Genomic DNA, 20870 nt, shown 5'->3' with positions numbered 1-20870 from the left:
GCGCGGCGGGCCCCCGTGCATGCGAGCGGGAGAGGGTACCGGTTCGAAGGCGGGTGGGTCCTCGGAATCACCAGATCGCGGGCCGTGACCCCTTACGCCGGGGACGGTCGCCCTTTACTCTGATCCCTGCTCGATAGTTACTCGCCAGTTAAACAACTGCTCGCGAGTGAAAACAGCCGCATGCCAGCCGCAATGAGTCGGCAGCACTGAGCCGGCCGCAAGGTCGCGGGCCCCGGAGGATGTCGTGAGCGACACACAGACGTTGATCGAGAACCGTCCGCCGTCCGTGGCGGGCCTCTTTCTGGAGCGCGTGGCGGCCACGCCGGACGCCGAGGCATACCGCTACCCGGTACCCGCGGCCTCCGGTCAGGGCCCGGACGACTGGAAGTCGCTGAGCTGGGCGCAGGCCGCCGAGCGGGTCTACGCGATCGCGGCCGGGCTGATCGAGCTGGGTGTGCAGCCGGAGCAGCGGGTGGCGCTCGCCTCCTCGACGCGGGTCGAGTGGGTCCTCGCAGACCTGGGCATCCTGTGCGCCGGTGCGGCCACGACGACGATCTACCCGCAGACGAACGCCGACGAGGCCGCGTTCATCCTCTCCGACTCCGGCAGCAGGGTGCTGATCGCGGAGGACGCCGCGCAGCTCGCCAAGGCACAGGAGAAGCGCGCCGAGCTGCCCGAGCTGACCCATGTCGTGGTGATCGACCCGACCGGCGTGGAGACCGGTGAGGGCGTGCTCACCCTCGCCGACCTGGAGAAGCAGGGTGCCGCCCATCTGGAGCAGAACCCTCAGCTGATCAAGGAGCGGGTCGGCGCGATCACCAAGGATCAGCTCGCCACCCTCATCTACACCTCCGGCACCACCGGCCGTCCCAAGGGCGTGCGCCTGCCGCACGACAACTGGGCGTACATGGCGAAGGCGATCGCCGCGACCGGGCTGATCAGCGGCGAGGACGTGCAGTACCTGTGGCTGCCGCTCGCGCACGTCTTCGGCAAGGTGCTCACCTCCGGCCAGATCGAGGTGGGGCACGTCACCGCCGTCGACGGCCGCGTCGACAAGATCATCGAGAATCTGCCGGTCGTGCAGCCGACCTACATGGCGGCCGTGCCGCGCATCTTCGAGAAGGTCTACAACGGGGTCGCGGCCAAGGCACGGGCCGGTGGCGCGGCCAAGTACAAGATCTTCCAGTGGGCGGCCGAGGTCGCCCGCGAGTACGCCAAGGTCTCGCAGGACAACTTCCGCCGCACCGGCACCCACGCCGTGCCCTTCGGTCTCGGCGCCAAGCACAAGGTCGCCGACGCGCTCGTCTTCGCCAAGATCCGCGAGGCGTTCGGCGGGAACCTGCGCGCGTGTGTCTCGGGCGCCTCCGCCCTCTCTCCCGAGATCGGCTACTTCTTCGCCGGCGCCGGCATCCACATCCTGGAGGGCTACGGCCTCACCGAGACCTCCGCCGCCTCCTTCGTCAACCCCGGCGAGGCCTACCGCACCGGCACGGTCGGCAAGCCGCTGCCCGGCTGCGAGGTGCGCATCGCGGACGACGGCGAGATCCTGCTGCGCGGCCCCGGCATCATGGAGGGCTACCACGGCCTTTCGGACAAGACCGCCGAGGTGCTGGAGAGCGACGGCTGGTTCCACACCGGTGACATCGGCGAGCTGTCGCCCGACGGCTACCTGCGCATCACCGACCGCAAGAAGGACCTCATCAAGACCTCCGGCGGCAAGTACGTCGCGCCCGCCGAGGTCGAGGGCCAGTTCAAGGCGGTGTGCCCGTACGTCTCCAACATCCTCGTGCACGGCGCCGACCGGAACTTCTGCACCGCGCTCATCGCCCTCGACGAGGTGTCCATCCTGGAGTGGGCGAAGGAGAACGGCCTGGCCGGCAAGTCGTACGCGGAGGTCGTGGCCGCGCCGGCCACGGTCGAGCTCATCGACGGGTATGTCCGGGAGCTCAACGAGGGGCTTCAGCGCTGGCAGACCATCAAGAAGTTCCGGCTGTTGCCGCGGGACCTCGATGTCGAGCACGGGGAGATCACGCCGAGCCTGAAGTTGAAGCGGCCGGTTGTGGAGCGGGAGTACAAGCATCTGATCGATGAGATGTACGCCGGTACTCGCGAAGCGTAGGTGTGCCCGGGGGTGCGAGGCGTCTGCGGGCCGTCTGCGGCTGGTCGCGCAGTTCCCCGGCGCCCCTAGGGGCTGCGCCCCTGACGCACGCTGCCCCCGGCTACCAGTCGTCGTAACTCCCGGACTGGGATACGAGTCCGCCAGGTCCGGGAGCGCCTCCCCGGACAGCTCTTTCTCCAGAGCCGCCGGCCTGCTGCTCAGCTCCTCGCTCTGCGCCTGCTCGAATCTGTCCGTCTTGGACCACATCTGTAGCAGTGTTCTCACTCATGGCGGCCCACTTCGGTAACTCGGTGCTTATGGGCGCGGCCGGTCTGTCACTCTGTCCGCATCGTCAGAGGAGTATTCGTCCGAACCGCTCGGGGAGCTGTCCATGGGGGCCATTCCCACGCAACGGGAGACCATCTCCTGTGCCCCTGATACGCCTGCGCAGCAGGGCGCGGACCGGCCCGCGGTGGTGCGTACGACACTGCCCGGCGGCCCGCTCGCGCCCGGCGCCGCGCGCCGGTTCGTGCGCGCCACCCTCGCGGACTGGGCCGAAGCCGCCGAGCCCGACACCTTCACCGAGCGGCTGGCCGACGACGTGGTGGTCGTCGTCAGCGAGCTCGTCACCAACGCCGTCGTGCACGCGGGCACGGACGTCGACCTCGTCTGCCGCCTTCAGGACGCGGAGGACGATCCGGCCGGCGTCGTCATCGAGGTCTCCGACCACCACCCCTCGCGCGCGGTACGGGACGACGCCGTCGAACGCCCCTACGGCATACCCGAGTACGGGCGCGGTCTGCGGCTCGTCTCCACACTCTCCACGGCCTGGGGGATCACCTACCGCACCGGCGCCAAGACCGTCTGGGCGCGGCTGCCCCTGGACGGCGCCCTGGACGCCGAGGAGGAGATCGAGGCGTACGCGAGCGAGAGCGCCCTGGAACGCGGGCTGAGCGCCGCCGAGATACTCGGCCCCGAACTCTCCGCGTTCGCCGAGCCCGGACGTGGCGTCCACGACCGGGAGTGGCGGGGCCGCGGCGCCCTCTCCTTCCTCGCCGAGGCCTCCGACCTGCTCGCCGGGCAGCTCGACGAGGACCTCGTCGCCGCGCTCACCGGACAGCTGCTCGTGCCGCGGCTCGCCGACTGGTGCGCGGTCTGGCTGGAGGACGAGGCGACCGGCTGGCGCGGGCCCGAGGCGGCCTCCGCCGGGCCGCGGCTCGCCCGCGTCTGGCACGGCAGCGAGAGCCGTATCGAGGAACTGCGCCGGGTGCTGGAGAAGGACCCGCCCCGGCTGCCCGAGTCGGTGCGCTCCCGGGCGGTGCCCGTGCCCTGGCCCGGTGAGGCGCTGGGCCCGCGGGGCGCGACCGGGGCGGCGCTGGCCTACCGGCTGATCGCAGGCGGCCGGCCGCTGGGCACGCTCGTCATCGGACGGTCAGGGCTGCTGCGCTTCCCCGACGAGGTCACCGGGCTCGTCGAGGACCTCAGCCGGCGGGTGGCGCTGGCTATCGGGGCGGCCCGGCAGTACGCGCGCCAGGCCACCATCAGCCGGGTGCTCCAGCGCGGACTGCTGCCCGGCGCGGTCGCCGAGATCCCCGGCGTGAGCAGCGCGCTCGTGTACGAACCCTGCGACAAGGGCGGACCGAGCGGCGACTTCTACGACCTGTTCCCGGCGGGCCACGGACGATGGTGCTTCGCGCTCGGCGACGTCCAGGGCAAGGGGCCGGAGGCAGCCGTCGTCATCGGGCTCGCCCGGCCCTGGCTGCGACTGCTGGCCCGCGAAGGCTACGAGGTCCCCGACGTCCTGGACCGCCTCAACCAGCTGCTGCTGGACGACGCGACGGAGGCGGCGGACGCGGCGGCGCGGGCATTGGTCGCCGCGGGCGGGCCGGTGCCGGGCGCCGACGACGGCCCGCACGCCCGTTTCCTCTCCCTCCTCTACGGCGAGATGGTCCCCTTCGACGGCGGGGTGCGCTGCACGCTCGCCTCCGCCGGGCATCCGCTGCCGCTGCTGCTGGGCCCCGACGGGGACGTACGGCCCGTGGCGCAGCCACAGACGCTTCTCGGGGTCGTGGAGGACTCGACGTACACGTGCGAGACCTTCGAGCTGCGTTCCGGTGACACGCTGCTGTGCGTCACGGACGGGGTGACCGAGCGGCGCAGCGGCTCGCGCCAGTTCGACGACGGGGACGGCCTCGCGACGGCGCTCGCCGGCTGCGCCGGACTGAGCGCGCAGCTGATCGCGGAACGGATCAGGAAGCTGGTGCACGAGTTCGGGGGGAAGCCGCCGGAGGACGATCTGGCGTTACTGGTGCTGCGGGCGGAGTGATCGGGCAGGAGAGGGAGTCCCGGCGCGTACGGGGGTGTGAGCGGGCAGGACGGGGAGTCCCGGCGGTACGGGACAATGGAGGACATGCCTTCCGCACTTCCCGACGGCGAGCCCGTCCCCGCCGACGGCGCACTGCCCGCGCCCGCGCTCGCCGGGGCCGCCGGGCGCCCCCTCGGCTTCTACCTCCATGTGCCGTACTGCGCCACGCGCTGCGGCTACTGCGACTTCAACACGTACACGGCGACGGAGCTGCGCGGCACGGGCGGCGTGCTGGCGTCCCGGGACAACTACGCACAGACGCTGATCGACGAGATCCGGCTGGCCCGCAAGGTGCTGGGCGACGACCCGCGCGAGGTCCGCACGGTCTTCGTCGGGGGCGGTACGCCGACGCTGCTGGCCGCCGACGACCTCGTACGGATGCTGGGGGCGATCCGTGACGAGTTCGGCCTCGCGGACGACGCGGAGGTGACGACGGAGGCGAACCCGGAATCGGTCGACGAGCGGTATCTGGCCACGCTGCGGGAGGGCGGCTTCAACCGGATCTCCTTCGGCATGCAGAGCGCCCGCCAGCACGTCCTGAAGATCCTGGACCGTACGCACACACCGGGCCGTCCCGAGGCCTGCGTGGCCGAGGCGCGAGCGGCGGGTTTCGAGCACGTCAACCTGGACCTGATCTACGGCACGCCGGGCGAGTCGGACGACGACTGGCGCGCGTCGCTGGAGGCGGCGCTGGGCGCCGGACCCGACCACATCAGCGCGTACGCCCTGATCGTCGAGGAAGGCACGCAGCTCGCGCGTCGCATCCGCCGTGGCGAGATCCCGATGACGGACGACGACGTCCACGCGGACCGCTACCTGATCGCGGACGAGGCGCTCGCTTCGGCGGGCTACGACTGGTACGAGGTCTCGAACTGGGCCACGTCGGAATCCGGCCGCTGCCTGCACAACGAGCTGTACTGGCGAGGCGCCGACTGGTGGGGCGCGGGGCCGGGAGCCCACAGCCATGTGGGCGGGGTGCGCTGGTGGAACGTGAAACATCCCGGCGCGTACGCGGCCGCCCTGGCGGAGGGTCGCTCCCCGGGCGCGGGGCGGGAGGTCCTGTCGGAGGAGGACCGCCGGGTGGAGCGGATCCTGCTGGAGCTGCGGCTTCGGGAGGGGGTGCCGTTGTCGTTGCTGCGCGAGGAGGGGACGGCGGCTGCGCGCCGGGCCCTGGCGGACGGGCTCCTGGAGACAGGGCCGTACGAGGAGGGGCGCGCCGTTCTGACGCTGCGGGGGCGGCTGCTCGCGGACGCGGTGGTGCGGGACCTGGTGGACTGAACGGCCCAACCCCCGCGTCGGCGGGGAAGTCGCACTGCTCGGCCGAGTGGACGAGCTGATCGACGGATCACCTCCGCAGCGGCGGAGAGCACGTCCACCAAGTCCCACGGTGTCAACGCTTGGTGCAGCCTCAGGGCACGGTCACATGGTCGATGAGCCGTTCCACGCTACCCAGCAGGTCCGGCTCAAGGTCCTTGTACGACCGCACCCGCGACAGGATCCGCTGCCACGCCTCGCCGGTGTTCTCCGGCCAGCCCAGCGCCCGGCACACCCCCTTCTTCCAGTCCTGGCCGTGCGGGACGCGCGGCCATTCCCTGATGCCCAGCGACGACGGCTTCACCGCCTGCCAGATGTCGATGTACGGGTGGCCCACCACCAGGGCGTGGTCGCTCGTCACCGACTCCGCGATGCGCCACTCCTTCGTGCCGGGGACCAGGTGGTCCACCAGGACCCCGAGGCGGGCGTCCGGGCCGGGGGAGAAGGCCGAGACGATCGACGGCAGGTCGTCGACGCCCTCCAGGTACTCCACCACCACGCCCTCGATGCGCAGATCGTCGCCCCACACCTTCTCGACCAGTTCCGCGTCGTGGCGGCCCTCCACATAGATGCGGCCGGCGCGGGCCACCCGGGCGCGTGCTTCGGGGACGGCCACCGAGCCCGACGCCGTGCGGGTCGGACGCACCGGACCCGACGACGGGCGCACCAGCGTCACCACCCGCCCCTCCAGCAGGAAGCCCCGCGGCTCCAAGGGGAAGACGCGGTGCTTGCCGAAGCGGTCCTCCAGGGTCACCGTGCCCGCCTCGCAGCGGATGACCGCGCCGCAGAAGCCGGTGCGCGGCTCCTCGACCACCAGACCAGGGTCCGCCGGGACCTCCGGGACGGGCTGCGGCTTCTTCCACGGTGGGGTCAGGTCGGGCGAGTACGAACGGGGGCGCGGGCCCGAAGGGCCCTCGTTGGAAGGGCGGTGGCGGGAGACGGGTGGGCGCATTCGGATGACGATAGGAGAAGCCTCCGCCCGGATGGCGTAGGGATCGCTACGACACGCCGAAACGGGCCGCCAGCTCGTCGCGCTGGGAGCGGACGAAGTCCGCGTTCACGACCGCCCCGTGCCCGGGCACGTACAGCGCGTCCTCTCCGCCCAGTTCCAGCAGCCGGTCCAGGGCCGCCGGCCAGTGCGAGGGGATCGCGTCCGGGCCCGCCTGCGGTGCGCCGGACTCCTCCACCAGGTCCCCGCAGAACACCACCTCCCGCGCCCCGGCGACGAGGACCACCAGGTCATGGGCCGTGTGGCCCGGCCCCACATTCGCCAGCAGCACCTGCACGCCGCCCAGGTCCAGCGTCCACTCGCCCGAGACCTGGTGGCGCGGACGGACCAGTACCTCCGCGGCTTTCGCCGCATCGTCCGGGTCCAGGCCATTGCGCACCGCGTCCGCGACCAGTTCCGCGCGCTCGTGGACGAACACCGCGTCGATGCCCACCGCCCCGAACACCTCCACGCCCGCGAACGCCGCCGCCCCGAGGACATGGTCGAAGTGGGGATGCGTGAGCGCGAGATGCGTCACACGCCGGTCCATGCCGAGGGGCGCGAGAAGCCGTCGCGCCTCGGTGCGCAACCGTGCGCCCTCGCCCAGGCTCGACCCCGCGTCGACCATGAGCACCGCGTGCTCGCCCACGACCAGCCCGGCCGTGCAGTCCCAGACCGGGAGCCGCCTCCGCCCCACCGTCGCACCGAGCGCCTCCCACCCGGACCCTTCCCACAACACCGTCATACGGCGACGCTATCCGCAGACGCCCAGCCCGGCAGGACACCCCGGGACAGGTCGGTACACGTCGGTACGACAGCGGTGCCCGCCCTTGCCGGGTGCGTACCCGACCGCCGTACACTTGCTCCGGGATGCTGGCACTCGCACGCGCAGAGTGCCAGGGGAAGCGCCGAGGGGACAGAACGCTGGAGGTGTGCGCGATGCTCAGTGAACGCAGGCTCGAAGTGCTGCGCGCCATCGTCCAGGACTACGTCGGCACCGAGGAGCCGGTGGGCTCCAAGGCGCTCACCGAGCGGCACAAGCTCGGTGTCTCCCCGGCCACCGTCCGCAACGACATGGCCGCGCTGGAGGACGAGGGCTATATCGCCCAGCCGCACACCAGCGCCGGACGCATCCCCACGGACAAGGGCTACCGCCTCTTCGTGGACAAGCTCGCGGGCGTCAAGCCGATGACCGCGCCCGAGCGCCGGGCGATCCAGAACTTCCTGGAGTGCGCCGTCGACCTCGACGACGTCGTGGCGCGTACGGTGCGGTTGCTCGCGCAGCTCACCCGGCAGGTCGCCGTCGTGCAGTATCCGTCGCTGACACGTTCGACCGTGCGGCATGTGGAGCTGCTGTCGATGGCGCCCGCGCGGGTGATGCTCGTGCTGATCACGGACACCGGCCGGGTCGAGCAGCGCATGATCGACTGCCCGGCGCCGTTCGGAGAAACGTCTCTCGCGGATCTACGCGCGCGGCTCAACAGCCGGGTCGCCGGCCGCCGCTTCGCGGATGTTCCGCAACTCGTGCAGGATCTGCCCGAGGCCTTCGAGGAGCCGGAGGACCGCGGCACGGTCTCCACGGTGCTCGCCACCCTCCTGGAGACGCTCGTGGAGGAGACCGAGGAGCGGCTGATGATCGGCGGCACCGCCAATCTCACCCGCTTCGGGCATGACTTCCCTCTCACCATTCGCCCCGTCCTGGAGGCGCTTGAGGAGCAGGTCGTGCTCCTCAAGTTGCTGGGGGAGGCGAAGGATCCGGCCATGCGGGTGCGTATCGGTCATGAGAACGCGCACGAGGGACTCAACTCCACGTCCGTCGTCTCCGTGGGCTACGGTTCGGGCGGCGAGGCAGTAGCGAAACTCGGCGTGGTCGGACCGACCCGCATGGATTACCCGGGAACGATGGGAGCGGTACGAGCGGTGGCACGGTACGTCGGACAGATCCTGGCGGAGTCGTAAGTGGCCACGGACTACTACGCCGTACTCGGCGTGCGCCGCGACGCGTCGCAGGAAGAGATCAAGAAGGCCTTCCGGCGGCTCGCGCGCGAGCTGCACCCGGACGTCAACCCTGATCCGAAGACGCAGGAGCGGTTCAAGGAGATCAACGCCGCCTACGAGGTGCTCTCGGACCCGCAGAAGAAGCAGGTCTACGACCTCGGCGGCGACCCGCTCTCGCAGTCCGGCGGCGCCGGCGCGGGCGGCTTCGGGGCCGGCGGCTTCGGCAACTTCTCCGACATCATGGACGCGTTCTTCGGCACGGCGTCGCAGCGCGGTCCGCGCTCGCGCACCCGCCGGGGCCAGGACGCCATGATCCGGCTGGAGGTCGAGCTCGACGAGGCGGCCTTCGGTACGACGAAGGACATCCAGGTCGACACGGCCGTCGTCTGCAACACCTGCAACGGTGAGGGTGCGGCGCCGGGGACGAGCGCCCAGACGTGTGACATGTGTCGTGGCCGCGGTGAGGTCTCGCAGGTCACGCGGTCCTTCCTGGGCCAGGTCATGACGTCCCGGCCGTGCCCGCAGTGCCAGGGCTTCGGCACGATCGTCCCGAACCCGTGCCCGGAGTGCGCGGGTGACGGGCGGGTGCGGTCCCGCAGGACGCTCACGGTCAAGATCCCGGCCGGTGTCGACAACGGCACCCGGATCCAGCTCGCGGGCGAGGGCGAGGTCGGGCCCGGCGGCGGTCCCGCCGGCGACCTGTACGTCGAGATCCACGAGCTGCCGCATTCGACCTTCCAGCGGCGCGGCGACGACCTGCACTGCACGGTCACCATCCCGATGACGGCGGCGGCCCTCGGCACGAAGGTCCCGCTGGAGACGCTGGACGGCCTGGAGGAGGTCGACATCCGCCCCGGAACGCAGTCCGGGCAGTCGATCCCGCTGCACAACCGCGGCGTCACGCACCTGCGCGGCGGCGGCCGGGGCGACCTGATCGTGCACGTCGAGGTGACGACCCCGACGAAGCTGGACCCCGAGCAGGAACGCCTGCTCCGGGAACTGGCGAAGCTGCGGGGCGAGGAGCGGCCGCAGGGGCAGTTCCAGCCGGGGCAGCAGGGGCTGTTCTCGCGGCTGAAGGATGCGTTCAACGGGCGCTGACGGAGGTTTGGGCACCCGGCGTCGGTGAGGCACCCGGCGCCGGGGTGACCGTCCCTGGGGGCTCCGCCCCCAGACCCCCGATCGGCCTACGGCCTCGTCCTCAAACTCCCCCAAGCTCTTCGAGCAGGGGGGACCCCCACGGGCTGATTTTTTGCCGACTTGGGCTGCCTTCGTACCGCCCCTGACCCGGTGCCTCTTCCTCTGGCATATGCCAGGGGACGGCCGGATTCGGACTTGTTCAAAGGACGTGACAACATGCCGTCATGTCCTCCGCGCTGACCGATCTCCTTCACCACCCGATCGTGCAGGCCCCCATGGCGGGCGGCGTCTCCGTGCCGCAGCTCGCCGCCGCCGTGTCCGACGCCGGCGGGCTGGGGTTCCTCGCCGCCGGGTACAAGACCGCCGACGGCATGTACCAGGAGATCAAGCAGCTCCGCGGGCTCACCGGGAGTCCCTTCGGCGTGAACCTGTTCATGCCGCAGCCCGAGTATGCCGACCCTGCCGCCGTCGAGGTCTACGCGAACCAGTTGGCCGGCGAGGCCGCCTGGTACGAGACCGAGCTGGGCGACCCCGACAGCGGCCGCGACGACGGCTACGACGTCAAGCTCGCCGTGCTGCTCGACAACCCGGTGCCGGCGGTCTCCTTCCACTTCGGCGTCCCCACCCCGGACGCCCTGGAGTCCCTGCGCCGTGCGGGCACCTTCACCCTGGTCACCGCGACCACCGCCGAGGAGGCCCTCGCGGTCCAGGACGCGGGCGCCGACGCGGTGATCGTGCAGGGTGTCGAGGCCGGCGGGCACCAGGGCACCCACCGGGACATCCAGGAGAACGACGGCTCCGGCATCGGGCTGCTCTCGCTGGTCGCCCAGATACGCGAGACCGTGGACATCCCGATCGTGGCGGCCGGCGGCCTCATGCGGGGCAGCCAGATCGCCGCGGTGCTCGCGGCGGGTGCGAGCGCGGCCCAGCTCGGCACCGCGTTCCTCGCGACCCCCGAGTCCGGCGCCCACGCTCTGCACAAGCAGGCGCTGACCAACCCCCTGTTCGTCCGGACGGAACTGACGCGCGCGTTCTCCGGCCGCCCCGCGCGCGGTCTGGTCAACCGCTTCATGCGGGAGCACGGCCCCTACGCCCCCGCCGCGTACCCCGAGATCCACCACCTCACCTCGCCGCTGCGCAAGGCGGCCGCGAAGGCGGGCGACGCGCAGGGCATGGCGCTGTGGGCGGGCCAGGGCCACCGGATGGCCCGCGAACTGCCCGCCGGGCAGCTGGTGGAGGTGCTGGCGGCGGAGATCGAGGCGGCCACGACAGCGTTGTCGACGGGAGGTGCCGAGCGATGACGGCTCCTGTGTTCGTCGTGGACCGACTCGACGGAATCGGCCCGGAGTTCGTGCTGGAGGGGCCCGAGGGGCGCCACGCGGTTTCGGTGAAGCGGCTGCGGCCCGGTGAGGACGTGGTCCTCACCGACGGGCACGGGCGGTGGACCGAGGGCGTGGTGAAGGCCGCCGAGGGCAAGGACCGGCTGGTGGTCATGGATCTGGAGTCCCTCCAGGAGGAGCCCCAGGCGCCGGTGCGCATCACCGTCGTGCAGGCCCTGCCCAAGGGCGACCGGGGCGAGCTGGCCGTGGAGACCATGACCGAGGTGGGCGTGGACGCCATCGTCCCGTGGGCGGCCTCCCGGTGCATCACGCAGTGGAAGGGCGACCGCGGGCTCAAGGCGCTCGGCAAGTGGCGGGCCACCGCCCGCGAGGCGGGCAAGCAGTCACGCCGGGTGCGTTTCCCGGAGGTCGCGGACGCGGCAAGCAGCAAGCAGGTTGCCGCACTTCTCGCCAAAGCCGATTTCGCGGCCGTCCTGCACGAGAGCGGCGACGAACCCCTGGCCACCGTGGAACTCCCCGCCGAGGGCGAGATCGTCCTGGTCGTCGGGCCCGAAGGGGGCGTGTCCCCGGAGGAGCTGGCGCTGTTCGCTCAGGCAGGTGCGCGGGCGTTCCGGCTGGGGCATACCGTCCTGCGTACATCGACCGCCGGAACCGCCGCGGCCGCGCTGCTGCTCGGCCGCACGGGCCGCTGGTCCTGACCCACGGGGGACCCATGGAACTCGCCCAAGTGCGGCTGCTCGTCTCGGACTTCGCCGCCTGCTACCGGTTCTACTCCGAAGTCCTCGGCCTCAAGCCCCAGTCGGGGGCGGTGGACGGGCCGTACGAGAAGTTCAGCGCCGTCACCGGCTCGGCGGGCATAGCGCTGCAGGACCGGGCGATGATGGCCGAGGTCCTGGGCGAACTGGGTGACGAGGCGACCGGCCACCGCTCGCTGGTGGTGCTGCGCGTGGACGACCTGGACGCGTACTGCGAGCAGATCACCTCCCGCGGCGCGACGCTTCTGCACGGCCCGGCCCCGATGACCGACCGCATGCGCGTCGCCCACCTCAAGGACCCGGAGGGCAACCTGGTGGAACTCCAGGAGTGGCTGCTGCTGCGCGGCTGACGGCGCGTCCGGAGGGGGCACGGGCGGGCGCTCGGGTGGCCGTATGCGCTCTACCGTCACGGGCGCGTCAGTGGCAGGCTGCCCTCCATGGGGGCATTGAGGCGGATTTGGCGACGCCCGAAGGGGCGGCGGCTCGCGGCGGTGACCGCGCTCGTGACGGTCACCGTGGGCGGAGCCGTCGCGTGCCAGCCCGGTGACCTGAGCTCCGCGTCGGTGGCGTACACGACCGACCAGACGGCGACCAGGGAACTTCAGCGGCAGCATGTGAAAGTGCGCTGGCTCAGCTGCACGGGCCACTACGGCACCAGCGGCAAGGCCGCCGCGTCCGGCAGGACACCGTCGCCGAGCGCGACCGACGTCGTCACCGTCGACTGCCAGGGGCAGACGGACGACAACAAGAAGATCACCGTCAAGGGCAGGGTCACCCGCGCCGTCGACGGCAAGTGCGTGCGCGGCGACCTCAGAGCCACCGTGGGCGGCAAGGAGTGGTTCCACGTCAGCGGTCTCGGCAACTGCGCGGGCCGCACGCCGACGCCTCCCGCCTCGTACCACCCGGTCACCCCCGGGCAGCCCCGGCCCACCGTCACCGTGACGAAGACCATCTGGTGCCAGGGCGACCCCACCTGCTGGCCGGTCCAGGGCAAGTGACGTGCGCACGGAACGGGGGCAACTGGGCAAACCCCTGTCGGGGAACGGGATCGCTGCTTAGGGTGATCTGGTGACTCAGTCCGCATCGCCCGCGTATCTCCGGTTCCCGCACCTGCACGGCGAGTTGGTCGCCTTCACCGCCGAGGACGACGTCTGGGTCGCCCCGCTCGACGGCGGCCGCGCCTGGCGGGTCAGCGCCGACAACATGCCGGTCAACCACCCCCGTATCTCCCCGGACGGCACGACCGTCGCCTGGACCTCCACCCGCGACGGGGCACCCGAGGTGCACATCGCCCCGATCGACGGCGGTCCCGCCAAGCGCCTGACTCACTGGGGTAGTTCGAGGACCCAGGTGCGCGGCTGGACCCCCGAGGGACATGTGCTCGCCCTCAGCACGGTCGGCCAGGCCTCCCTGCGCCGCAGCTGGGCGCACGCCGTGCCGCTGGACGGCGGACCGGCCACCACTCTGCCGTACGGACCTGTCGGCCACGTCGCCCACGGGGCGGGCACGGTGCTGCTGTCCGCGCCCATGGGCCGTGAGGCCGCCTGGTGGAAGCGGTACCGGGGCGGCACCGCCGGCAAGCTCTGGATCGACCGCGAGGGCGACGGGGAGTTCGTACGGCTGCACGAGGACCTCGACGGGAACATCGAGTACCCGTCGTGGGTCGGGGACCGCGTCGCGTTCCTCTCCGACCACGAGGGCGTCGGAGCGCTGTACTCATCGCTCGCCGACGGCTCGGACCTGCGGCGGCACACGCCGATCGACGGCTTCTACGCCCGGCACGCGGCCGGCGACGGCACCCGGGTCGTGTACTCCTGCGCCGGTGAACTGTGGCTCCTCGACGACCTGGACGGAGCCGAGCCCCGGCGGCTCGACGTGCGGCTCGGCGGGCAGCGCGCCGACCTCCAGCCGCACCCCGTGAGCGCCTCCCGCTGGTTCGGTGCCGGCTCGCCCGACCACACCGGGCGCGGTAGCGCGATCTCCGTGCGCGGCGCCGTCCACTGGGTCACCCACCGCTCGGGACCCGCCCGCGCGCTCGCCGCCGAGCCCGGCGTACGGGCCCGGCTGCCGCGCTCCTTCCGGGTGGAGGGCGAGGAGTGGGTGGTGTGGGTGACGGACGCGGAGGGCGACGACGCCCTGGAGTTCGCGCCCGCCACCGGTCTCGCGCCCGGCGCCATCCCGCGCCGGCTCGCGGCCGGACAGCTCGGACGCGTGCTCTCTCTCGCGGTGGCGCCCGACGGCAGCCGGGTCGCCGTCGCCACGCACGACGGGCGCGTGCTGCTCGTCGAGCGGGAGAGCGGAGAGCTGCGCGAGGTCGACCGCAGCGAGGACGGCGAGGTCAACGGGCTCGTCTTCTCGCCGGACTCGGCATGGCTGGCCTGGTCGCATCCCGGTCCGCGCCCGCTGCGGCAGCTGAAACTCGCGAACACCGCGGACCTGTCCGTCACGGAGGCGACACCGCTGCGCTTCCGGGACTACGCGCCCGCGTTCACCCTGGACGGCAAGCACCTGGCGTTCCTCTCGGCGCGCTCCTTCGATCCGGTCTACGACGAGCATGTGTTTGATCTCGCCTTCGTGGGGGGCTCGCGTCCGCATCTGATCACGCTCGCCGCGACGACCCCGTCCCCCTTCGGGCCGCAGCGGCACGGCCGCCCCTTCGAGGCGCCCGAGAAGGACGAGACGCCCGACAGCGAGGGCACGCCCACGACCAGGATCGACCTGGAGGGGCTGGCCGACCGGATCGTGCCGTTCCCGGTCGAGGCCGCGCGTTACTCCGGGCTGCGGGCCGCCAAGGACGGGGTGCTGTGGCTGCGGCATCCGGTGATCGGTGTGCTGGGCGCCTCGCGCGCCACGCCCGACGACCCGGATCCCAAGACCGAGCTGGAGCGGTACGACCTCGTCCAGCAGCGACTGGAGCACCTCGCCGCCGACGCCGACCACTTCGCGGTCACCGGCGACGGCAAGCGGGTGCTGCTGTGGACCGACGGCAAGCTCAAGGTCGTACCGAGCGACCGGCGCGCCCCGAACGACGACGACAGCGACGCGAACATCACCGTGGATCTGTCGCGCGTACGGCAGACCGTGGACCCGGCCGCCGAGTGGCGCCAGATGTACGACGAGACCGGCCGCCTCATGCGGGACAACTTCTGGCGGCCGGACCTGGGCGGGGCCGACTGGCAGGGCGTACTGGACCGGTACCGGCCGGTGCTCGGGCGTGTCGCCACGCACGACGACCTGGTGGACCTCCTGTGGGAGGTGCAGGGCGAACTGGGCACCTCGCACGCGTACGTCGTGCCGAACGGCTACGGGACGGGCGCGGACCGGCGGCAGGGCCTGCTCGGGGCCGACATCTCCCGGCACGCGGACGGCAGTTGGCGCATCGACCGCGTACTGCCGTCGGAGACCTCAGACCCCGACGCGCACGCGCCGCTGGCGGCACCCGGCGTCGCGGTGCGGGCCGGGGACGCGATCGTCGCGGTCGGCGGGCGGCCGGTGGATCCGGTGACCGGGCCCGGGCCGCTGCTGGTCGGCACGGCCGGGAAGCCGGTGGAGCTGACGGTCTCCCCGGCGGGCGGAGGCGACCTGCGGCACGCGGTCGTGGTCCCGATCGGGGACGAGGAGCCGCTCAGGTACCACGCGTGGGTGGCGGACCGGCGGGCGTACGTGCACGAGAGGTCCGGCGGGCGGCTCGGGTATCTGCACGTGCCGGACATGGTGGGCTCCGGGTGGGCTCAGCTGCACCGGGACCTGCGGGTCGAGGTCGCCCGGGAGGGGCTGGTCGTGGACGTCCGGGAGAACCGGGGTGGGCACACCTCCCAGCTGGTCGTGGAGAAGCTGGCCCGGCGGATCGTGGGCTGGGACCTGCCGCGCGGGATGCGGGCGTACAGCTACCCCGATGACGCGCCGCGCGGGCCCGTCGTCGCCGTCGCCAACGAGTTCTCCGGGTCGGACGGGGACATCGTGAACGCGGCGGTCAAGGCGCTCGGGATCGGGCCGGTGGTGGGGACGCGGACGTGGGGCGGGGTCATCGGGATCGACAGCCGGTACCGGCTCGTCGACGGGACGCTGGTGACACAGCCGAAGTACGCGTTCTGGCTGGAGGGTAACGGGTGGGGCGTGGAGAACCACGGCGTCGACCCGGACGTCGAGGTCGTCCAGACACCGCAGGACTACGCGGCCGGGCGTGATGTGCAGCTGGACGAGGCGGTACGCATGGCGCTGGCCGCGCTGGAGGAACGGCCCGCCAAGACGCCGCCGGAGCTGCCGTCGCTGTGATCCGGATACGATGCCGACGTAGTGATCAGTCTGTCTGAGGAGGCACGCACATGGCGGGAGAGCCGCAGGACGACTGCCTGTTCTGCAAGATCGTCGCGGGGCACATTCCGGCGACGATCGTCCGGGAGACCGACACCACCGTCGCGTTCCAGGACATCAACCCCCAGGCGCCCACCCACGTGCTGGTCATCCCCAAGGTCCACCACCGGGACATCGCCGCCCTCGCCGCCGCCGAACCGGCCATCACCGCGGACCTGCTCCGCGAGGCCGGCGAGGTCGCGGCGCAGGAGAAGCTCGAGAGCTACCGCGTCGTCTTCAACACCGGCAGCGGAGCCGGGCAGACAGTCTGGCACGCGCACGCCCACGTCCTCGGCGGCCGTGGCCTGCAGTGGCCGCCGGGATAAGGCGCCATGTCCGTACGTGAGTTGGTGGTCCTCGGCACCGCCAGCCAGGTGCCCACCCGGCACCGCAACCACAACGGCTATCTGCTGCGCTGGGACGGCGAGGGCATCCTCTTCGACCCCGGTGAGGGCACCCAGCGGCAGATGCTCCGCGCCGGGGTCGCCGCCCACGACCTGCGCCGGATCTGCGTCACGCACTTCCACGGGGACCATGCGCTGGGGCTCGCGGGAGTCATCCAGCGCATCAACCTCGACCAGGTCCCGCACAGGATCACCGCGCACTACCCGAAGTCGGGACAGCGGTTCTTCGAGCGGCTGCGGTACGCGACGGCCTACCGGGAGACGGTCGCGCTGACCGAGGCGCCGGTCGATACCGACGGGCCGCTCGCCGTCACCCCCGCCTACACCCTGGAAGCCCGACGGCTCTCCCACCCCGTCGAGTCCTTCGGCTACCGGCTGGTCGAGCCCGACGGGCGCCGTATGCTGCCCGAGCGGCTCGCCGCGCACGGCATCAAGGGGCCCGACATCGGGCGGATACAGCGGGAGGGGTTCCTCGGCGGCGTGTCGCTCGACGACGTCAGCGAGGTGCGGCGCGGGCAGCGGTTCGCCTTCGTCATGGACACGCGGCTGTGTGACGGCGTGTACGCCCTCGCCGAGGGGTGCGACATGCTCGTCATCGAGTCGACCTTCCTGGACGAGGACGCCGGACTCGCCGCGGACCATGGGCACTTGACCGCCGGACAGGCCGGGCGCGTCGCCGCGGACGCCGGGGTGCGCCATCTCCTCCTCACCCACTTCAGCCAGCGTTACTCCGAACCCGAAGAGTTCGAACGGCAGGCGCGGGCCGCCGGTTTCGAGGGCGAGTTGACCGTGGCGCACGACCTGATGCGGGTGCCGGTTCCGAAACGTCGATAAATCGGCCGTACGATGCTTTGATGCCCATCCCCAAAGCTGAACTGCACCTCCACATCGAAGGCACCCTGGAGCCCGAGCTGGCGTTCGAGCTGGCCGCGCGCAACGGCGTGACGCTGCCGTACGCCGACACGGACGAGCTCCGCAAGGCGTACGCCTTCGAGGACCTCCAGTCCTTCCTCGACCTGTACTACGAGCTCATGGCCGTGCTGCGCACCGAGCAGGACTTCGAGGACCTCGCCAACGCCTATCTCGTGCGCGCCGCCGCGCAGGGCGTGCGGCACGCCGAGATCTTCTTCGATCCGCAGGCCCACATCGCCCGGGGGGTCGGCATGGGCACGGTCGTCGAGGGGCTGTGGCGGGCGCTCGGCCGCAGCGAGGAGAACCACGGCGTCTCCACCCAGCTGATCATGTGCTTCCTGCGCGACGAGTCCGCCGAGTCGGCGCTTCGGACGCTGGAGGCCGCGAAGCCGTACCTCGACCGGATCGTCGGCGTCGGCCTCGACTCCGCCGAGGTCGGACACCCGCCGGTCAAGTTCCGCGAGGTGTACGAGGCCGCCGCCGCCCTCGGCCTGCGCCGGGTCGCGCACGCCGGTGAGGAGGGGCCGCCGGAGTACATCACCGAGGCCCTCGACGTGCTCGGCGTCGAGCGTGTCGACCATGGACTGCGCTGCATGGAGGACCCGGCGCTCGTCGAGCGGCTGGTGCGCGAGCGCGTGCCGCTGACGCTCTGCCCGCTGTCGAACGTCCGGCTGCGCACCGTGGACGTCCTGGCGGACCATCCGCTGCCCGCCATGCTCGACGCCGGACTGCTGTGCACCGTCAACTCCGACGACCCCGCCTACTTCGGTGGCTACGCCGGCGACAACTTCGCCGCCGTGCGCCGGGAACTGGGCCTGAGCGAGGACCGGCTGCGCGAACTCGCCCGCAACTCCTTCGTCGCCTCCTTCCTGGAGCACGACGAGGAGCGGCGCGCGCGCTACCTCGCCGAGGTGGACGCGTACGAGTTCTCGTAGACGTCCGAGTCCTCGTAGCCGGCGGAGTTCTCGTAGACCTCCGGGATCTCCCCGACCGGAGTGCTGCCCCGGCGGCGTACCGCGCCCGGCAGGAGCGCGCGGCCGCCGGTGTGCAGGGCGACCGCCGTCAGTGGGAGCGTGATCGCGAGCAGACCGGCGGCGAGGATCACGCCCATCGCCGGGAAGCCCGCCTGTGCGGACAGCACGCTGCCGGTGAGGGGGCCCGCAGCCGTGCCGAGCGAGGACGCCGAGCCCACGAGGACCGCCCAGCGGCCGCGGGGGTCGAGGGAGGCGGCGAGGCCGATCAGATACGACAGCACGATCGGGTAGAGCGTGTTCCAGGCGATCTCGCCCGTCGCGAAGGACGGGAGGTTCGTGGCGGAGGCGCTGAGCGCGATACAGCCCGCGATGAGTGCGGTGCCCGCGCCGATGGGCAGCGCGCGGCCGAGGCGCGGGCCGAGCGCGCCCGCACCGGTCACGCCGAGCAGCCCGGCACCGAGGGCGACCGCGAAGACCGCGCCGACGGTGACCTCCGTGAGGTGGGCCTGGGTGAGACCGATGCGCCCGCTGACACCCCACAGGGAGTTCTGGGCCAGGGACCAGCACAGCATTCCGGCGGCGAGGACGAGCCCGGAGCGTGGATGGGGCAGACGGCCCGTCTCCCGGGGAGCGGCGGCCGCCGGGGTGCGGGCGGGGAGGCGGCCGGTCGCGGGCCACACCAGCAGCGCGGTGAGCGCGATCGCGGCGAACGGGAGACCGTGTCCCGGGCCGAGGTGGGGGACCGTCAGATAGACCGCCCCGGCGAGCGCGGAGACGCCGAACAGGCCCAGCGTGGAGGCGCGGTGCGGGTCGGACTCGGCGGCGATGCCCGTCGCGGCGACCGTGGTGGCCGTACCGGAGCCGAACCCGCCGGCGACCGCCCCCGCGACCACCATGGGGACGCTGTGGCCGATCGCGGCCGTGCCGTACCCGGCGGCCACGAGCAGCAGGCCCGCGCGGGCGAGCCGACGGGGGCCGACGCGGTGGACGTGGGCGGCGAGCAGGAACCCCGCTCCGGCCGAACTCAGCAGCAGGGCACTGCCGATGGAGCCTGCCTCGGTGGCGGTCAGCGGAAGACCGGAGTCGAGCCTCCCGACCGTGGTGGGCAGGAGGTACGCGGCCAGGTATCCAGCCGTGAAAAGGGCGACGAGGGGCCAGGGCGGGGCGGTGCGGGAGGACACGGGCGTTCCAGGGCGTGCGGAAAGGGCGGCTCAGAAAAAAAGGGGGCGCCGTCCGTCGACCGACAGGAACGCGCGGGCAATTTGTATCAAGCGCGCGAGGAGAGAAGAAGCGAAGGGTGTGTGATCTGGGTCATGCGGCGGTTTGAGAGTCGTGAGGCCGGGTAGAAGTGACGGCCTTCGGGTGGCCCGCCGTCCTCCGCCGCCCCTCGCCGCCTTCGAGGGTCCGTCTCAGCGCCAGTGCGGCGCGCCCGCGCCGGCCGGTGCGATCCCCTCGATCCTGGCCCGGACCTCCCGCATCACCGCCACGATCCGCTCCTCATGACCCGGCGTCAGCCGGGCCATCGGCACCGAGCAGCTGATCGCGTCCTGGGCCGGGGTGTCGTAACGGAGGGCGAAGCCGAAGCCGACGATGCCGGCGACGCTCTCCTCGCGGTCGATGGCATGGCCGCGCTCGCGCGTGGCCGCCAGGTCGGCCGCCAGGGCCTCGCGGGTCGTGCGCGTGTTCGGGGTGAGCGCCTCGTACGGGCCCTCCGGCAGCGCCTCGTCGGGCCGTTCCGCCAGCAGCGCCTTGCCGAGCGCGCCCGCGTGCGCGGGCAGGCGCCGGCCCACCCGGCTGATGGTGCGCAGGTATTCGTGCGACTCGCGCGTCGCCAGATACGCCACGTCCGTGCCGTCGAGCCGCCCCATGTGGATCGTCTCGCCGAGTGCGTCCGACGCCTCGTCGAGGTACGGGCGTACGACGCGGACGCACGGGTCGGAGTCCAGATAGCTCGTGCCCGTCAGTAGGGCGTGGATGCCGATGCCGTAGAGCGAGCCCGTGACGTCCGTACGCACCCAGCCCCGTGAGATCAGGGTCTGGAGCAGGGCGTACATCGAGCTGCGCGGAACCCCGAGCTGGTCCGCGAGCTCCTGTAGGCGTGCCGGCCGGTCGCCCCGCGCGGCGAGCACCTCAAGCAGCTCGACCGTGCGCGCGGCGGACTTCACCTCGCGGACGCCCCCTGTGTCTGACATGCGCCGATCGTAATCGGGGCGGGGGAGGACGGTACCCGGT

17 protein-coding genes are annotated in these 20870 nt (G+C 72.1%); 13 read left to right on the top strand and 4 right to left on the bottom strand.

The genetic code is table 11. The annotated features are described in order from the left end of the window. Positions 1 to 244 precede the first annotated feature (244 nt). From Q2K21_RS29150 to hemW, 3 genes are all read left to right on the top strand, one after another. Positions 245 to 2119, top strand: coding sequence for an AMP-dependent synthetase/ligase (locus Q2K21_RS29150; RefSeq protein WP_310776729.1), 1875 nt, complete (start codon positions 245 to 247; stop codon positions 2117 to 2119). Between the two features lie 370 nt (positions 2120 to 2489). Further along, entirely contained in the window at positions 2490 to 4424 is a 1935-nt protein-coding gene (locus tag Q2K21_RS29145) for a SpoIIE family protein phosphatase (RefSeq protein ID WP_310776727.1), read from the top strand. Positions 4425 to 4508: 84 nt separating this feature from the next. Next, positions 4509 to 5741, top strand: coding sequence for a radical SAM family heme chaperone HemW (gene hemW, locus Q2K21_RS29140; RefSeq protein WP_310776724.1), 1233 nt, complete (start codon positions 4509 to 4511; stop codon positions 5739 to 5741). Positions 5742 to 5871: 130 nt separating this feature from the next. Here the strand turns inward: hemW and Q2K21_RS29135 are convergent, their stop codons facing one another. Together Q2K21_RS29135 and Q2K21_RS29130 are read right to left on the bottom strand one after the other, a co-directional pair. Next, positions 5872 to 6729 carry a DUF3097 domain-containing protein gene (locus Q2K21_RS29135; protein ID WP_310776722.1) on the bottom strand — a complete coding sequence of 286 codons (858 nt, stop codon included), beginning with the start codon at positions 6727 to 6729 and terminating at the stop codon, positions 5872 to 5874. Positions 6730 to 6775: 46 nt separating this feature from the next. Beyond that, positions 6776 to 7510, bottom strand: a complete 735-nt coding sequence (locus Q2K21_RS29130; RefSeq protein WP_310776719.1) for an MBL fold metallo-hydrolase — start codon at positions 7508 to 7510, stop codon at positions 6776 to 6778. Between the two features lie 194 nt (positions 7511 to 7704). On the opposite strand from Q2K21_RS29130, the gene hrcA reads away from it, so the two are divergent. The 10 genes from hrcA (at position 7705) to Q2K21_RS29080 (ending at position 18599) form a co-directional block, all read left to right on the top strand. Beyond that, complete coding sequence (gene hrcA, locus Q2K21_RS29125; protein WP_310776717.1) at positions 7705 to 8724, top strand: heat-inducible transcriptional repressor HrcA; 1020 nt, start codon at positions 7705 to 7707, stop codon at positions 8722 to 8724. After that, the gene (gene dnaJ, locus Q2K21_RS29120) at positions 8725 to 9861 is read left to right on the top strand and encodes a molecular chaperone DnaJ (RefSeq protein WP_310776714.1); all 1137 of its coding nucleotides are present in this window, start codon (positions 8725 to 8727) and stop codon (positions 9859 to 9861) included. Between the two features lie 263 nt (positions 9862 to 10124). Further along, entirely contained in the window at positions 10125 to 11201 is a 1077-nt protein-coding gene (locus Q2K21_RS29115) for a nitronate monooxygenase (RefSeq protein WP_310776712.1), read from the top strand. Next, complete coding sequence (locus Q2K21_RS29110) at positions 11198 to 11938, top strand: 16S rRNA (uracil(1498)-N(3))-methyltransferase (RefSeq protein WP_310776710.1); 741 nt, start codon at positions 11198 to 11200, stop codon at positions 11936 to 11938. Before Q2K21_RS29115 ends, Q2K21_RS29110 begins: the two co-directional genes overlap by 4 nt. Positions 11939 to 11952: 14 nt before the next feature. Further along, positions 11953 to 12345 (top strand): VOC family protein, encoded by a 393-nt coding sequence (locus Q2K21_RS29105; protein ID WP_310776708.1) that lies wholly within the window; start codon positions 11953 to 11955, stop codon positions 12343 to 12345. A gap of 87 nt (positions 12346 to 12432) precedes the next feature. Beyond that, positions 12433 to 12993, top strand: a complete 561-nt coding sequence (locus tag Q2K21_RS29100; RefSeq protein WP_310776706.1) for a hypothetical protein — start codon at positions 12433 to 12435, stop codon at positions 12991 to 12993. 70 nt (positions 12994 to 13063) lie between these two features. Beyond that, positions 13064 to 16270, top strand: coding sequence for a S41 family peptidase (locus Q2K21_RS29095; protein WP_310776705.1), 3207 nt, complete (start codon positions 13064 to 13066; stop codon positions 16268 to 16270). A gap of 50 nt (positions 16271 to 16320) precedes the next feature. Then, on the top strand, positions 16321 to 16674 hold the full coding sequence (locus Q2K21_RS29090; protein WP_310776703.1) for a histidine triad nucleotide-binding protein: 354 nt from the start codon (positions 16321 to 16323) through the stop codon (positions 16672 to 16674). 6 nt (positions 16675 to 16680) lie between these two features. Next, the gene (locus tag Q2K21_RS29085) at positions 16681 to 17586 is read left to right on the top strand and encodes a ribonuclease Z (protein ID WP_310776702.1); all 906 of its coding nucleotides are present in this window, start codon (positions 16681 to 16683) and stop codon (positions 17584 to 17586) included. Positions 17587 to 17606: 20 nt separating this feature from the next. Beyond that, complete coding sequence (locus tag Q2K21_RS29080) at positions 17607 to 18599, top strand: adenosine deaminase (protein WP_310776700.1); 993 nt, start codon at positions 17607 to 17609, stop codon at positions 18597 to 18599. Here Q2K21_RS29080 and Q2K21_RS29075 read toward each other — a convergent pair. Both Q2K21_RS29075 and Q2K21_RS29070 read right to left on the bottom strand, forming a co-directional pair. Further along, complete coding sequence (locus tag Q2K21_RS29075; RefSeq protein WP_310776698.1) at positions 18563 to 19819, bottom strand: MFS transporter; 1257 nt, start codon at positions 19817 to 19819, stop codon at positions 18563 to 18565. The genes Q2K21_RS29080 and Q2K21_RS29075 overlap by 37 nt on opposite strands. Before the next feature lie 228 nt (positions 19820 to 20047). Next, a complete protein-coding gene (locus Q2K21_RS29070; protein ID WP_310776696.1) occupies positions 20048 to 20830 on the bottom strand; it encodes an IclR family transcriptional regulator in 783 nt (260 codons plus the stop codon). Positions 20831 to 20870: the final 40 nt, after the last annotated feature.

Source organism: Streptomyces sp. CGMCC 4.7035 (genome assembly GCF_031583065.1).
Lineage (GTDB): Bacteria > Actinomycetota > Actinomycetes > Streptomycetales > Streptomycetaceae > Streptomyces > Streptomyces yaanensis.
The sequence above is the reverse complement of the archived record's forward strand: the minus strand, read 5'-3'. Positions and strand labels throughout refer to the sequence as shown.

What these genes read in the sequence shown, in the direction of transcription:
- Q2K21_RS29145 (WP_310776727.1), top strand. Translation starts at nt 2,490, where the DNA reads ATGGGGGCCATTCCCACGCAACGGGAGACCATCTCCTGTGCCCCTGAT.
- hemW (WP_310776724.1), top strand. Translation starts at nt 4,509, where the DNA reads ATGCCTTCCGCACTTCCCGACGGCGAGCCCGTCCCCGCCGACGGCGCA.
- Q2K21_RS29135 (WP_310776722.1), bottom strand. Translation starts at nt 6,729, where the DNA reads ATGCGCCCACCCGTCTCCCGCCACCGCCCTTCCAACGAGGGCCCTTCG.
- Q2K21_RS29130 (WP_310776719.1), bottom strand. Translation starts at nt 7,510, where the DNA reads ATGACGGTGTTGTGGGAAGGGTCCGGGTGGGAGGCGCTCGGTGCGACG.
- hrcA (WP_310776717.1), top strand. Translation starts at nt 7,705, where the DNA reads ATGCTCAGTGAACGCAGGCTCGAAGTGCTGCGCGCCATCGTCCAGGAC.
- Q2K21_RS29115 (WP_310776712.1), top strand. Translation starts at nt 10,125, where the DNA reads ATGTCCTCCGCGCTGACCGATCTCCTTCACCACCCGATCGTGCAGGCC.
- Q2K21_RS29110 (WP_310776710.1), top strand. Translation starts at nt 11,198, where the DNA reads ATGACGGCTCCTGTGTTCGTCGTGGACCGACTCGACGGAATCGGCCCG.
- Q2K21_RS29105 (WP_310776708.1), top strand. Translation starts at nt 11,953, where the DNA reads ATGGAACTCGCCCAAGTGCGGCTGCTCGTCTCGGACTTCGCCGCCTGC.
- Q2K21_RS29100 (WP_310776706.1), top strand. Translation starts at nt 12,433, where the DNA reads ATGGGGGCATTGAGGCGGATTTGGCGACGCCCGAAGGGGCGGCGGCTC.
- Q2K21_RS29090 (WP_310776703.1), top strand. Translation starts at nt 16,321, where the DNA reads ATGGCGGGAGAGCCGCAGGACGACTGCCTGTTCTGCAAGATCGTCGCG.
- Q2K21_RS29085 (WP_310776702.1), top strand. Translation starts at nt 16,681, where the DNA reads ATGTCCGTACGTGAGTTGGTGGTCCTCGGCACCGCCAGCCAGGTGCCC.
- Q2K21_RS29080 (WP_310776700.1), top strand. Translation starts at nt 17,607, where the DNA reads ATGCCCATCCCCAAAGCTGAACTGCACCTCCACATCGAAGGCACCCTG.
- Q2K21_RS29070 (WP_310776696.1), bottom strand. Translation starts at nt 20,830, where the DNA reads ATGTCAGACACAGGGGGCGTCCGCGAGGTGAAGTCCGCCGCGCGCACG.